The 14731-nt window shown below is 53.4% G+C and carries 14 protein-coding genes; 7 read left to right on the forward strand and 7 right to left on the reverse strand.

The annotated features are described in order from the left end of the window. The first annotated feature begins 115 nt into the window (after positions 1-115). The gene (locus E3U32_RS19760; RefSeq protein ID WP_134350129.1) at positions 116-1837 is read left to right on the forward strand and encodes a SulP family inorganic anion transporter; all 1722 of its coding nucleotides are present in this window, start codon (positions 116-118) and stop codon (positions 1835-1837) included. 257 nt (positions 1838-2094) lie between these two features. Here E3U32_RS19760 and E3U32_RS19765 read toward each other — a convergent pair whose 3' ends face one another. From E3U32_RS19765 to E3U32_RS19785, 5 genes are all read right to left on the reverse strand, one after another. Then, a complete protein-coding gene (locus E3U32_RS19765) occupies positions 2095-2496 on the reverse strand; it encodes a hypothetical protein (protein WP_134350130.1) in 402 nt (133 codons plus the stop codon). Positions 2497-2757: 261 nt separating this feature from the next. After that, on the reverse strand, positions 2758-3327 hold the full coding sequence (locus tag E3U32_RS19770) for a hypothetical protein (RefSeq protein ID WP_134350131.1): 570 nt from the start codon (positions 3325-3327) through the stop codon (positions 2758-2760). Between the two features lie 155 nt (positions 3328-3482). Next, positions 3483-4097, reverse strand: coding sequence for a Tat proofreading chaperone DmsD (gene dmsD / locus E3U32_RS19775; RefSeq protein ID WP_134350132.1), 615 nt, complete (start codon positions 4095-4097; stop codon positions 3483-3485). A 93-nt stretch (positions 4098-4190) separates the two neighbouring features. Continuing rightward, positions 4191-6629, reverse strand: coding sequence for a selenate/tellurate reductase subunit YnfE (gene ynfE / locus E3U32_RS19780; RefSeq protein WP_134350133.1), 2439 nt, complete (start codon positions 6627-6629; stop codon positions 4191-4193). Between the two features lie 131 nt (positions 6630-6760). Further along, positions 6761-7027, reverse strand: a complete 267-nt coding sequence (locus E3U32_RS19785) for a DUF1161 domain-containing protein (protein ID WP_059311314.1) — start codon at positions 7025-7027, stop codon at positions 6761-6763. Between the two features lie 104 nt (positions 7028-7131). Here E3U32_RS19785 and E3U32_RS19790 point away from each other — a divergent pair, with 104 nt between their 5' ends. Continuing rightward, entirely contained in the window at positions 7132-7842 is a 711-nt protein-coding gene (locus E3U32_RS19790; protein WP_134350134.1) for a YnfC family lipoprotein, read from the forward strand. 17 nt (positions 7843-7859) lie between these two features. On the opposite strand, the gene speG is transcribed toward E3U32_RS19790, so the two are convergent. Further along, positions 7860-8420 carry a spermidine N1-acetyltransferase gene (gene speG, locus E3U32_RS19795; RefSeq protein WP_047348678.1) on the reverse strand — a complete coding sequence of 187 codons (561 nt, stop codon included), beginning with the start codon at positions 8418-8420 and terminating at the stop codon, positions 7860-7862. Next, on the reverse strand, positions 8420-8758 hold the full coding sequence (locus E3U32_RS19800) for a DUF1283 family protein (protein WP_134350135.1): 339 nt from the start codon (positions 8756-8758) through the stop codon (positions 8420-8422). The genes speG and E3U32_RS19800 overlap by 1 nt, the downstream gene beginning before the upstream one ends. 152 nt (positions 8759-8910) lie before the next feature. On the opposite strand from E3U32_RS19800, the gene E3U32_RS19805 reads away from it, so the two are divergent. The 5 genes from E3U32_RS19805 (at position 8911) to E3U32_RS19825 (ending at position 14722) form a co-directional block, all read left to right on the forward strand. Continuing rightward, a complete protein-coding gene (locus E3U32_RS19805) occupies positions 8911-9237 on the forward strand; it encodes a YnfA family protein (RefSeq protein WP_134350136.1) in 327 nt (108 codons plus the stop codon). Positions 9238-9348: 111 nt separating this feature from the next. Beyond that, the gene (gene manD, locus E3U32_RS19810; RefSeq protein WP_134350137.1) at positions 9349-10563 is read left to right on the forward strand and encodes a D-mannonate dehydratase ManD; all 1215 of its coding nucleotides are present in this window, start codon (positions 9349-9351) and stop codon (positions 10561-10563) included. A gap of 14 nt (positions 10564-10577) precedes the next feature. After that, positions 10578-11597 (forward strand): Zn-dependent oxidoreductase, encoded by a 1020-nt coding sequence (locus E3U32_RS19815; RefSeq protein ID WP_134350138.1) that lies wholly within the window; start codon positions 10578-10580, stop codon positions 11595-11597. Positions 11598-11670: 73 nt separating this feature from the next. Then, positions 11671-13038, forward strand: a complete 1368-nt coding sequence (locus E3U32_RS19820) for an MFS transporter (RefSeq protein ID WP_134350139.1) — start codon at positions 11671-11673, stop codon at positions 13036-13038. Positions 13039-13258: 220 nt separating this feature from the next. Continuing rightward, complete coding sequence (locus tag E3U32_RS19825; RefSeq protein ID WP_134350140.1) at positions 13259-14722, forward strand: mannitol dehydrogenase family protein; 1464 nt, start codon at positions 13259-13261, stop codon at positions 14720-14722. Positions 14723-14731 lie beyond the last annotated feature (9 nt).

Below are 14731 nucleotides of genomic sequence, written 5' to 3' on the forward strand. Positions count from 1 at the left end.
AATAATAAAATGGTTGAAGTGTTATTAGGGCCTCAATCCGGAGCATTTGAAAACCAGAATTTCGTTTAAAAGTGTGCCAACATTTCGTGGATAATATTCATGTCCGGAGAATAATGTGTTCGGAAAACTATTGTTGAACTACATGCCAGGGTTACAAAATTTGTTGGCCTACGATAAAAGCTGGCTAAAAGATGATGTAAAAGCCGGGTTATCCGTTGCGGCTGTCGCGCTACCCGTTGCTATTGCTTATGCTGAGCTGGCGGGGGTTGGGGCTATAGTAGGGCTGTATTCCTGTGTTTTACCAATGATAGCTTACGCACTGTTTGGCTCTTCACGTCAGCTTATTGTGGGCCCTGATGCCACGACCTGCGCGGTGATTGCGGCCGTCGTGTTTCCTCTTTCAGCGGGAAATCCCGAACTGCACTGGCAACTGACGATCGTCATGACATTGATGATGGGCGGATGGTGCCTGCTTGCCAGTAAATTTCGCCTGGGCGCGCTTGCCGATCTGCTTTCTCATCCCATTCTTACGGGTTTGCTCAATGGCGTAGCCGTGACGATTATTGTCGGGCAATTAGGCAAGGTTTTGGGGATAAAGCTAGATGAAACGCAGGTTATTGAGAAAATAATGGCTTTGCCAGGCCGAATTTCAGACAGCCATTTATTAACGATAGGGATATCGCTTTTAACGTTAATTATTTTGATGGTTATCAAAACGTATCGTAGCCACTGGCCAGCACCTTTGATTGCCATTGTGATAACAACGGTACTGGTATGGGGAACATCTGCGCAACGGTACGGTATTGCCACCATTGGCGGGGAAGGCTTCCAGCCTGGTTTACCCGTCGTTCACTGGGGGGCGTTCCAGCCCGGTCCCATGCGTGATTTAGTGATCCCGGCGCTGAACCTGGCTTTGGTCAGCTTTGTCAGCCTGATGCTGACCGCCCGCAGTTTCGCCGCGAAAAATGGCTATGAAATTAATGCGGATGCTGAGTTCAGAGCGCTGGGTATTGCGAATCTGATGTCTGGTTTATCTCAGGGGTTTGCTATCAGTGGAGCCGATTCCCGGACCGCGGTTAATGATTCAGTTGGTGGGAAAAGCCAGCTGGTTTCCGTAGTCGCAGCCTTACTCATCGGTATCGTAGTGGTATTTTTCACTCAGCCATTACAATTTATTCCGGTATCTGCATTAGGTATTGTTCTAATGTATGCATCGTGGTCATTGATTGACTTACGTGGGCTATGGAACCTGAGGCGAAGAAATAAACAGGCATTTCGCCTGGCCTTCTTCACGTTTGGCTGTGTGTTAATTATCGGCGTTATTCAGGGGATCGGCCTTGCGGTGTTGCTTGGCCTGCTACAGTTCCTTCGCACAGTCTTTCGTCCCTCTGAGCACTTACTGGGTACTGACGAAAATGGAATGATTCACTCATTAGGTAATACAACCGATATTAAAATGGTCCCGGGCGTGCTGATGTATCGATTTAACTCGCCGTTGACCTATTTTAATGTGGCTTATTTTAAACGCCGGGTATTGAACTTAGTTGATGGTGCAGCGTTACAACCTAAATGGGTGATTATTGATGCCGTGGCTTGCTTCACCTATTCAGATATCAGTGTCCTGGCAACCATTAATGAGTTAAAGCGTGACCTGAAAGGTCGACAGATTACGTTAATCCTTGCGGGCAGGAAAACGGAATTAACGCGCTGGTTTAAAGATAGTCGGCCAACAATGAATGATGATGACATGATTCTGGCGCCAGATCTTTATCTTGCTCTCCGGTACATTCAAAGCAAAGAGAGTGCGAGTGAGGGTGAATCAGGCGGCGATGTATAACTAAACCTTGGTTAAAGGCTTGTAATTCCTGCTTTTGGTACAGGGCTGCTGTTGCAGCCCTGACCGTTTTAAACTTCAATCGATTCAGAGATCGCTAACGCATCATCGACTTCAAGATACAGATAATGGACTGTGCTTTCCCCTCATCAGTGAAAAGAAGGCTAGGTTTTGGCGTCGTAATTCTGGTACGAGCAAGAGGCGAAAGTAACAATTATGATAGCCTCAAAAAAGCGTATCAGGATATCTATATGCGGAATTTAACCAAAAACATGCATAGCTTCCAACTGCTCTGTTTTCATTTGATTGCAAGATGATAAAAATTTATCTTTAAAATCTGGTGGGGGAGTTCTTAATTGATGAATTGCCTCTTTATTTACTTCTATCTCCCGTAATTGTGCAATTGTACTACTACGAATCGATGAGAGAAAAAAACCACCTGCATTCTCTTTATTGCTCTCTATATAATTAGTGAGTATTTTAGATGACGCCTGAACTGCTTTTTCCTCAGAAAAGCCTAAAGTAAAGCGAGAGTAGATCACATTGTATTGGTATAGACATGCTGCTTCAGCCATTTTTTTAGCTTGCTCTCTTGGGGAAAGCTCACTTGCCCACGACTGGGAAGTGATGAGCAATATAAGCAGTAATAATCGTATTTTCACGTGTAGAATCCATATCCATTAGAAGACAATATTTAAACCTATCTTGCGTGACCTTGACAACAACCGCTTCTGACACGCAGGGAACATTCACAATTGCTACCACCGAGGCTTAACTACTGACGGCACTGGACAGTGAGATGATCCTGTCCATAGCAGGTTGCTCCGCTGTGGATGCACAATCTGTAGTGCGAACATCTGGCCAACAGCGAGGAGCAGGCCTTGAGTGCTATTCATTCCCATCGGCGCAATAAAAGATGGCGACTACAAATAAATAAATTCATATTTCACAATGTAAGTTCCAATCTTATTAACACGAGCTGTTACCCATACTCCTGTCATTCCCTGCTTACGGTGACTGTGCAGATATTCTTTGTTGGTACAAAGCTGTATCCATCTGTTAGTATTCTGATCTTTTAACCAGAGACCAGCTTCACAATGTCCATGCTTACCTCGCGATGGTCCCGGGAAGACAACCTCATATTCAGATTCATAGCCAATTATTTTGTCCGGAAAGAGATAGACATAAATATCATAACAATTTAAGCTCAATAAAAACCCAAGGAAAAAACCACTAAAGAAAACATTGGCAAAGTATTTTAATGTTTGGTTAAAAGCGTGCACAAAAAAGGTTCGTATAACAAAAAGGGTTCCGATCAATACTCCAAAGTAGATATACGTCTTCCATTCAGGAACCGATTTTTGTAAAATCGTATTATTGGAGATGCTTGATACCCATGACATATACCAGATCCATGCACCGAGAATGCTAAATATCACGGCTGTTATGAGTAATCTTTTTAGTTTGTTCTCGGAGTGATGATTTTCAGTCATTTTTTTAATTTGTATGTATCAAACGATAGCATAGACCTTTCAAGGTAAGGTCATTATATATTATTTATATTAATATGCCTCCTGTTTCGATATGAATTTTTAAACGTCCTCTTCTGAGCGTAGCTTGCTCGCCACCAGCAAGCAAGCCACAACCCTTAGCGATACAGCGTCTTTTCCGCAACAGGAATAACCAACCCGGATCGCCAGTCCGCCAGCGTTAGCTGCGCAAGCCTGCCCAGCGCGGTATAAAACGGGTGCCCGGCCTTGTCGACAAATACCGACAGGAAGCGGGTGCTCCACGGCAGTATATGCCACGCCAGAAGCCGATCGCATTCCGACTCGCGGCCATTCTCGGCCAGCCACGCCGCCAGCAGCAGCAACGTGCCGAAATGATCTTCCGGTTCATTCTGCTGCATCTCAAAAGCAATGCTGTTCTCGCGCATCCACTGGCGTAGCGCGAGGGTTGAGTCGCCAAACAGCACGGATTCGCGGTCAAGCCAGACGGAACCCCATGGCGGAGCGGGCAGGGCATAAGGGCCAATAAACAGCCGTTGCCAGGCGTCCGTCAGCGGCTCATCGGCAGGCGCGGCAAAGGTTTCGGCAACGGGTTGCAGCATTTCCGGCGGCAGGGGCCAGTCCTGAACCCAGTCGCCAGCGGTGAGGGCCTGCACCAGCGGCGCAGCCTGCTCGCTGTCGGGTGCAAAATAAAACAGCGCGCCCAGTACGCGGGCGCTAAACGCGAACGATTCACGCTGTGAGACGTCTTTCATTACATCTTCCTTGTTCGCGCGGATGACGCCCGCGCGACTGTGTTAAACCAATTTATAGACCATAGAATAAACCACGGTCATGCGCTTCACTTTCTAGACCTTCTCGATCTGCACCAGATTGGTGTGCTGCGGGTTGCCTTTTGCCAGCGGGGACGGGCGGTGCGTGGTCAGGGTATTGATGCATGACCCGTGGTCGATGCGGTCGCCGTTCATATTGGCGTCGTGCCAGGCGCCCTGGCCCATGGCGCTCACGCCGGGCATGATGCGTGGCGTGACTTTCGCTTCAATTCGCACCTCACCGTGGTCGTTAAAGACGCGCACCGTATCGCCGTTTTTAATGCCGCGTTTTTCGGCATCAACAGGATTAAGCCAGACCTCCTGACGGCAGGCCGCTTTCAGCACGTCGACGTTGCCGTAGCTCGAGTGGGTACGGGCTTTGAAGTGGAAGCCAAACAGCTGCAGCGGAAATTGCGCGCGTTCGGGCGCATCCCAGCCGTCAAAGGTCGAGGCGTAGACGGGCAGAGGGCTGATGGTTTCATCTTTTGCCAGCTCCCAGGTGGCCGCAATCTCCGCCAGCTTGCTGGAGTATATTTCAATCTTGCCCGATGGCGTTTTCAGCGGATTAGCTTCCGGGTTCTCGCGGAATTTTTTATAGGCCACAAAGTGCCCGTTCGGATCTTTGCGCTTATAAATGCCCATTTTTTTCAGCTCGTCATACGACGGCAGTTTGGGATCTTTTTCGAGCATTTTGGCATACAGATACTGCAGCCACTGTTCCTGCGTGCGTCCTTCGGTGAATTTCTGATGGATATCCGGGCCGAGGCGTTTCGCCACTTCGCTCATGATCCAGTAGATGGGCTTGCGCTCAAACTTCGGCGCGGTCACGGGCTGGAGGAAAATCAGGTAGCCCATGTTCCCGGCGTAATCGTTAGGAATGATGTCTTCCTGCTCGACGGTCATCAGGTCCGGCAGCACGATATCGGCGTACTTCGCTGACGATGTCATGAAGTTATCGATGACGACGATCGTTTCGCACTTACTTTCATCCTGCAGGATATCGTGGGTTTTATTAATATCGGAGTGCTGGTTGATGATGGTGTTGCCCGCGTAGTTCCAGATGAACTTAATCGGCACATCCAGCTTATCCTTGCCGCGCACGCCGTCGCGCAGGGCGGTCATCTCCGGCCCACGGGCGATAGCGTCCGTCCAGCTAAAGCAGGATATTTGCGTTTTGACCGGATTATCCGGCAGCGGCATACGCTCGATGGTGATGGTGTACGTCGACTCACGCGCGCCACTGTTACCGCCGTTGATGCCTACGTTTCCGGTGAGGATAGGCAGCATCGCGATCGCGCGGGACGTCAGTTCTCCGTTCGCCTGACGCTGTGGCCCCCAGCCCTGGCAGATATACGCCGGTTTGGCGGAGCCAATCTCGCGCGCAAGCTTAATGATGCGATCGGCGGGTATGCCCGTAATGCGGGAGGCCCACTCAGGGGTTTTCGCCGTATTGTCCTCGCCCTGGCCGAGAATATATGCTTTATAGTGACCGTTAGCGGGCGCGCCTTCCGGCAGCGTTTTTTCGTCGTAGCCAACGCAGTATTTATCCAGGAACGGCTGGTCGACCAGGTTTTCGTCGATCAATACCCACGCGATACCCGCTACCAGCGCGGCATCGGTACCCGGGCGGATCGGGATCCATTCATCTTCGCGCCCGGCGGCGGTATCGGTGTAACGCGGGTCGATAACGATCATGCGGGCGTTAGAGCGCTCGCGAGCCTGCTCCAGATAGTACGTAATCCCGCCGCCGCTCATGCGCGTTTCAGCCGGGTTATTGCCGAACATGACCACCAGTTTGGTATTTTCTATATCAGACGTGCTGTTGCCGTCGTTGCTGCCGTAGGTGTAGGGCATCGCGCAGGCGATTTGCGCCGTGCTGTAGGTGCCGTAGTGGCTCAGGAAACCGCCGTAGTAGTTCATCAGGCGCGCCACCAGTGACGCATAAGGAGAGGAGCGGGTGATGTTGCCGCCGACAATGCCGGAGGAGTAGTTAATGTAAACCGCTTCGTTGCCGTATTTAGCCACCACGTCTTTCAGGCTGGCGGTGATAGCGTTTAGCGCTTCATCCCATGTGATGCGCTCGAACTTGCCTTCACCGCGTTTGCCCACGCGTTTCATCGGGTAGTTCAGACGGTCAGGATGGTTAATGCGACGGCGAATAGAGCGTCCGCGCAGGCAGGCGCGCACCTGATGGTTACCGTAAATATCCTCGCCGGTGTTGTCCGTTTCGACCCAGTACACTTCGTCGTCCCGAACGTGCAGCCGCAATGCGCAGCGGCTGCCGCAGTTGACCGAGCAGGCGCCCCAGACCACTTTATCTTCGGCAGCGTTCATGGCGTTTTGCACCGCAGCGGCAGCGCTTTTCACGCCAAAGGGCAACGACAAACCGCCGGCGGCAAGCGCCAGAGAACCTATGGCAGTAGATTTTACGAGTGTTCGACGGCTAATTCCGCCGTGATGATCGACCTCAGACATGGCTCACCCCAACATTGAGATTACGTATTATTTTTCCCGTAATTACAACCGGGCTAATGATGGGGTGAGTGTTACTTATTTGGGGGTATTAGATCTTAATCCTCATCAAATCAATGGGGATTGAGGGTAAATTACTGAGCGTCCGCAGCCCCGGAGCCTGTTCGGGTATACAAAATTTTAAAGGTGTCGTTGGCACAATGGCCCACCACCTGCGTGCCCGGCTGGTCGGCCTGGTCGTTTGGCACAATGCTCAGCGTAAAACCTGATTCCGGCACGCCGTTGTTGATAATTTTCTGCTGAATGTCGCTTTTCACGCGCTCGCAGGAGTCCGGTGCCGCCAGTGCGGCCGTTGAGGCGCTCATTAACAGCAGGGCGGTAATCCAGGGTAACCGTTTCATCTGTAGCTCCTTTTCTCTGTGTGTAGATTAATTTTAGCAGGCTTCGTGTAAACAACTGTATTTGCTAATATGATTGGGAATAATCTCCCTGTACGGTAACAAATGTGAAGAAATACGCAGCGATAACGCTACTGGCAGCAGCACTGGTGGGGTGCGACAACAACTCCGCGCCGCTGTCGTTTACGCCCGAGATGGCGAGCTTTTCGAACGAGTTTGATTTTGATCCTCTGCGCGGCCCGGTCAAAGATTTTACCCAGACGCTGTTTAACGAGAAGGGTGAAGTGTCCAAACGGATCGCCGGTACCGTGTCGGCGGAAGGCTGTTTCGATACGCTCGAATTGCATGATCTGGAGGCCAATACTGGCGTCGCGCTGGTGCTGGATGCCAATTACTACCTCGATGCGGAAACCCAGCAGCGGAAAGTGAAACTGCAGGGGAAATGCCAGCTGGCCGAACTGCCGTCAGCCGGTGTCACGTGGGATACCGACGATAACGGTTTTGTGGTGGCGGCGCACGGCAAAGAGATGGAAGTGAAGTACCGCTACGATGCGGATGGCTACCCGCTGGGCAAAACCACCGTCTCCGGGGATCAGCATCTGTCCGTCCAGGCAACGCCGTCTAAAGACGTTCGCAAAAGAATGGATTACTCGGCAGTCAGCATGCTGAACGACAAGCCGCTGGGCAACGTGACGCAGAGCTGCGACTACGATCGCCACAATAATCCGGTGAGCTGCGATCTGACCATCACGGACGATAGCGTCAAACCCGCCGTTGAGCGCAAGTACACCATCAAAAACACGATTGAATATTACTGAGAGTAAAGCCGCGCAGGTTACTGCGCGGTAGGTTTCAGCAGGCTGGCACCTGACGGCTTGTGCCCGGCCAGGTGCTGGTGCTGGAAGATGCACATGCGAATGGTATTGCGGTATTCACCGTTGATAAAGAACTCGTGAATCAGCTCACCTTCCACCATAAAGCCCAGCTTGCGGTAGATATGGATCGCTTTCTCGTTCTCTTTGTCCACAATCAGGTAAAGCTTGTAGAGATTCAGAACGTTGAATCCGTAATCCATTGCCAGCTTCGCCGCCCGTGAGGCGAGGCCTTTTCCCTGATGCTCAGGGGAGATGATGATCTGGAACTCCGCCCGGCGGTGAACATGGTTGATTTCAACCAGCTCCACAAGACCGGCTTTTTCGCCTTCACACTCCACCACAAAACGACGTTCACTTTGATCGTGAATGTGCTTGTCGTAGAGATCGGACAGCTCGACAAAGGCCTCGTAAGGCTCTTCGAACCAGTAGCGCATCACGCTGGCATTGTTGTCGAGCTGGTGGACAAAGCGCAGGTCTTCACGCTCCAGCGGACGGAGCTTAATGTCGCAGGGAGCCGACATTATGGAGCTACCGTGCGGCCAGTGCGGCGATCCAGGCAGCGCAGGGTGTTAGGCTCCCAGTAGGCATTGACGTTTGCACTTTGCTGACACTTATCGCGTGCGTCAAAAGCGACATCTTCTTTGTCCCACTCTTTTTCAGCACGTTTATTGACCTTCTGACGAAGGTTGCGGGTGTCATTCCATTGTTCTTTGTCCATGGCGGCGTTCTGGCGGCTTTGCGCGCTGTCACCAGACTCAATGACGAGTTTGCTGGTTTCCGCTGACGCGGAGGCGGCGAAGGCGAACGATGACAGCGCCAGCAGGGCTGTCAGACAAAGGCGTTTGCTTAATGTGGTCATAGCGTTTCCTTTTAAATGGGTGCAGATAATCAAGTTACCCCGTACAGATTCTACACTAAAGCAAAATGACGGCATACCCGCGGAGCAAGTATGGAAAAGTAAAGGACATCATCAGGTATGATGTTTAAATAAATCCTCACCTGATGTGAAATATGCTTAAAACGACGCTGCTTTTTTTTGCCACCGCGCTATGCGAAATCATCGGCTGCTTCCTGCCCTGGCTCTGGCTGAAGAAGGGGGGAAGCGTATTGCTGCTGATCCCGGCGGGTGTCGCGCTGGCCCTGTTTGTCTGGCTGTTAACGCTGCATCCGGCGGCCAGTGGGCGCGTTTACGCGGCTTACGGTGGCGTCTATGTTTGTACTGCGCTGCTGTGGTTACGCGTGGTGGACGGCGTCAAACTCAGCGCGTACGACTGGGCCGGCGCGCTGATTGCCCTGTGCGGTATGCTGATTATTGTGGCGGGATGGGGGCGGGCCTGACCCCCCGGATTTTGTGATCGTTAGCTGATTTTATGATCATTATACTTGTATGGTAGTAGGGTTGATGGGTAAATTTCCAGCATCACAACGAACGATGTAAGGAAAGGAATTATGAAGATTGTCGCGGCTGACGTGTTTGTTACTTGCCCGGGGCGGAACTTTGTCACCCTTAAAATTACCACCGATGAAGGGATTGTCGGGCTTGGCGATGCCACGCTGAACGGACGCGAACTCTCGGTTGCTTCTTATCTGAAAGATCACCTTTGCCCTCAACTGATTGGCCGCGATGCGCACCGCATCGAAGATATCTGGCAGTTTTTCTATAAAGGTGCCTACTGGCGTCGCGGACCGGTCACCATGTCGGCCATCTCCGCCGTGGATATGGCGCTGTGGGACATCAAAGCCAAAGCCGCCAACATGCCGCTCTACCAGCTGCTGGGCGGTGCCTCCCGTGAAGGGGTGATGGTCTATTGCCACACCACCGGTCACACCATCGACGATGTGCTGGAAGATTACGCCCGTCATAAAGAGATGGGCTTTAAGGCGATCCGCGTGCAGTGCGGCGTGCCGGGCATGAAAACCACCTACGGAATGGCCAAAGGCAAAGGGCTGGCCTACGAGCCTGCGACAAAAGGCGACTGGCCGGAAGAGCAGCTCTGGTCTACAGAAAAATACCTCGATTTCACACCGAAGCTGTTCGACGCGGTGCGCAGTCAATTCGGCTTCAATGAACATCTTCTGCACGACATGCACCATCGCCTGACGCCGATTGAAGCGGCGCGTTTCGGCAAGAGCATCGAAGATTTCCGCATGTTCTGGATGGAAGACCCGACGCCTGCGGAAAACCAGGCGTGCTTCCGTCTTATCCGCCAGCATACCGTCACGCCGATTGCGGTGGGCGAAGTGTTTAACAGCATCTGGGACTGCAAGCAGCTCATTGAAGAGCAGCTTATCGACTATATCCGCACCACCATTACCCATGCGGGCGGCATCACCGGGATGCGTCGCATCGCAGACTTCGCTTCGCTCTACCAGGTGCGTACCGGTTCACACGGCCCGTCAGATCTGTCGCCTGTGTGCCACGCGGCCGCGCTGCATTTCGACCTGTGGGTGCCGAACTTTGGCGTGCAGGAATATATGGGCTATTCCGAACAAATGCTTGAAGTCTTCCCGCACAGCTGGCGGTTTGATAACGGCTATATGCATCCGGGCGATAAGCCGGGTCTGGGCATTGAGTTTGATGAAAAACTGGCAGCGAAGTATCCGTACGATCCTGCCTATCTGCCGGTGGCCCGTCTTGAAGACGGCACGCTGTGGAACTGGTAAACGAGGAGCGAACGATGAAAAGCGTAGTGATTCAACAGCCGAACCAGCTGGTCATTGAAGAGCGACCACTCCCGCTGCCGGGCGCGGGTGAAGTGCGCGTCAAGGTTAAACTGGCCGGAATTTGCGGTTCAGACAGCCACATCTACCGCGGGCATAACCCGTTTGCGAAGTATCCACGCGTCATCGGCCATGAGTTTTTTGGCGTGATTGATGCCGTGGGTGAGGGCGTCGACAGCGCGCGTCTGGGACAGCGCGTTTCGGTCGATCCGGTGATCAGCTGCGGGCACTGCTACCCTTGCTCCGTCGGTAAGCCTAACGTTTGCACCTCGCTGGTGGTGCTGGGTGTTCACCGTGACGGCGGTTTCAGCGAATATGCGGCAGTGCCCGCTAAAAATGCCTGGCCCATCCCGGACGCGATCCCGGATAAACACGCCGTTATGGTTGAACCCTTCACCATTGCCGCCAACGTGACGGGGCAGGCCAGTCCTGTTGAACAGGACGTTGCGCTGATTTACGGCGCGGGCCCGATGGGGCTGGTCACCGTGCAGGCGCTGAAAGGCGTCTATAAGGTGAAGCAGGTTATCGTAGTTGACCGCATCGATGAACGCCTGAAAATGGCTCAGCGCAGCGGTGCGGACTGGGTGTTGAATAACGGCGAGCAGTCGTTGCAGGCCGCGCTGGACGAAAAAGGCATCAAACCGACGTTAATCATTGATGCCGCCTGCCATCCGACAATTTTGCAGGAGGCGGTAACCCTGGCTTCTCCGGCGGCGCGCATCGTGCTGATGGGCTTCTCCAGCGAGCCGAGCCAGGTCGTTCAGCAGGGCATCACCGGCAAAGAGCTGTCGATATTCTCCTCGCGCCTGAATGCCAATAAATTCCCGGTCGTGATCGACTGGCTGGAAAAGGGGCTGATCGACCCGGAAAAACTGATCACCCATACCTTTGACTATCACCACGTTACAGACGCCATCGAACTGTTTGAGAAAGACCAGCGGCAGTGCTGCAAAGTGTTACTCACGTTCGGCCAATAATCATATAAGCGGTTAAGAGCCTGCGCAGACAGGCTCTATGTGGTACGCATCTTACCTTTTAGAGATAGCCATTATGACGCAAGCACAACCTCAAAGAACCACCTCCGATCTGGTGAAAGCCGCCGTTTCCGGCTGGCTGGGAACCGCCCTGGAGTTTATGGACTTTCAGCTTTACTCCCTGGGGGCCGCCCTGGTCTTCCATGAGATCTTCTTCCCGGAACAGTCTGCCGCGATGGCGCTGATCCTGGCGATGGGAACCTACGGCGCAGGCTATATTGCGCGCATCGTCGGGGCCTTTATCTTCGGACGAATGGGCGACAGCATTGGCCGTAAGAAGGTGCTGTTTATCACCATCACCATGATGGGGATCTGCACCACGCTGATTGGCGTCCTGCCGACCTATGCGCAAATCGGTATTTTTGCCCCCGTTCTGCTGGTGACGCTGCGTATTATTCAGGGGCTGGGTGCCGGGGCCGAGATCTCCGGGGCCGGGACCATGCTGGCGGAGTACGCGCCGAAAGGTAAACGCGGAATCATCTCCTCGCTGGTGGCGATGGGCACTAACTGCGGGACGCTGAGCGCAACGGCGATCTGGGCGGTGATGTTCTTTGCCCTCGACCGTGAAGAGCTGATTGCCTGGGGCTGGCGCGTGCCGTTCCTGGCAAGCGTGGTGGTGATGATCTTTGCCATCTGGCTGCGTATGAACCTGAAAGAGAGCCCGGTCTTTGAGAAAGTGAACGATGCACAAACCGTGCATCCGGACACCTCACTGGGTTCAATGGTAAAAAGTAAATCCTTCTGGCTGGCGACCGGCCTGCGGTTTGGTCAGGCGGGTAACTCGGGTCTGATTCAGACCTTCCTCGCCGGGTATCTGGTCCAGACGCTGCTGTTCGATAAAGCCATCCCTACCGACGCGCTGATGATCAGCTCCATTCTCGGGTTTATCTCCATCCCGCTGTTGGGCTGGCTTTCCGATAAAGTCGGACGCCGTCTGCCTTACATTATCCTCAATATCTCCGCCATTCTTCTCGCGTACCCGATGCTGTCGATTATCGTCGATAAGAGCTATGCGCCGGGGACGATCATGCTCTCTATCATCGTTATTCATAACTTCGCCGTGCTGGGGCTGTTTGCCCTGGAAAATATCACCATGGCCGAGATGTTTGGTTCGCGAAATCGCTTTACCCGCATGGCTATCTCAAAAGAGGCGGGCGGTCTGGTGGCTGTGGGCTTTGGTCCGGTGCTGGCGGGGATCTTCTGCAATATGACCGGCTCCTGGTGGCCGATTGTTGTCATGCTGGTTGCCTACTCCATGATTGGGCTGATCTCTGCGATCCTGATGCCAGAGGTGCGGGACCGTGATTTGAGCGCAGCGGAAGACGCAGCGGAGAACGCCCCAAAAGAGCCTGCGGCCTATGGCGCTGTCTCCTCGCGACGCTAATGGTTTATAGCTTGCGTGACTTGTCACACAACTTTATCTTTATGTCACACCACATGACCAAAAGTTAACATAAATCAAAATCTCAAACGGCAGTATCAGTATGGTTGATGGCAGATATTTTTTACTCCAGCTGCCATTCTAGTTGGTGTAGTCAGCAGGCGCTGCCGCTTAAGATAAGAGCGGCAGCGAACCACAGCTTTCTAATTGATGAGTCTTAATCATGGAAAACACGTTATTACAGGCCAGGGCGACGCTGCCTCAGTACGATCGTAACAGCCTTAAAGCACGCATTGTTCATTTAGGGTTTGGCGCATTTCACCGCGCACATCAGGCGGTGTATGCCGACATTCTCGCGGCTGAGCAGGGCAGCGACTGGGGCTACTGTGAGGTTAACCTGATTGGCGGCGAGCAGCAGATTGCCGATCTTAACGCGCAGGATAAACTCTATACCGTGGCGGAAATGTCCGCCGATGCGTGGACATCCCGCGTGGTTGGCGTGGTCAAAAAGGCGCTGCATGCGCAGGTTGACGGGCTTGAGACCGTGCTGGCCGCGATGTGCGAACCGCAGGTGGCGATTGTCTCGCTGACTATCACCGAGAAAGGGTACTGCCACTCCCCGGCAACCGGGCAACTGATGCTCGATCACCCGTTTATTGTTGCCGACCTGCAAAACCCGCACCAGCCAAAATCCGCGCCGGGCGTGGTCGTGGAAGCGCTGGCGCGACGCAAAGCGGCTGGCCTGCCTGCGTTTAGCGTAATGTCCTGCGACAACATGCCGGAGAACGGCCACGTGATGCGCAATGTGACCTGCGCTTACGCCCGCGCGGTAGACGGTGAGCTGGCGGACTGGATCGAAGCCCACGTTACCTTCCCGTCAACCATGGTGGATCGCATCGTGCCCGCAGTTACTCCCGATACGCTGGATAAAATCGAACAGCTGACCGGCGTGCGCGATCCCGCAGCGGTGGCCTGCGAACCGTTCCGCCAGTGGGTGATCGAAGATAACTTTGTCGCAGGGCGCCCCGAATGGGAAAAAGCCGGCGCCGAGCTGGTGTCAGACGTCATTCCGTTTGAAGAGATGAAGCTGCGCATGCTCAACGGCAGCCACTCATTCCTGGCGTACCTGGGCTATCTGGCGGGGTATCAGCATATCAACGAGTGTATGGAAGATGAGCACTACCGCGTCGCCGCTCACGCTCTGATGCTTAACGAGCAGGCACCAACCTTAAAAGTGAAAGGCGTCGATTTAGCACGCTATGCCGAACTCCTGATTGCCCGCTACAGCAACCCGGCCCTGCGCCACCGTACCTGGCAAATCGCGATGGACGGCAGCCAGAAGCTCCCGCAGCGTATGCTGGATTCCGTACGATGGCACCTGGTGCATCAGAAACCTTTCCCGCTGCTGGCGCTGGGTGTGGCAGGGTGGATGCGCTATGTCGGCGGCGTGGATGAGCAGGGTAACGCCATTGACGTGAGCGATCCGCAGCTGGCGGTGATTCAGGCGGCGGTGAAGGGAAGCGCGGAAGGGGAAAGTCGGGTCAACGCACTGCTCGGCATCGAGGCCATCTTTGGCAAAGAGTTACCGCGGGAAGCGAAATTTGTTGATGCGGTGATGAAGGCGTACCAGATGTTACTGCAAAAGGGCGCAAAAGCGACCGTGGCTCATTACGTGTCTCAACGGTAATTCAGCACA

It is taken from the genome of Lelliottia nimipressuralis, assembly GCF_004402045.1.
Classification (GTDB): Bacteria; Pseudomonadota; Gammaproteobacteria; order Enterobacterales; family Enterobacteriaceae; genus Enterobacter; species Enterobacter chinensis.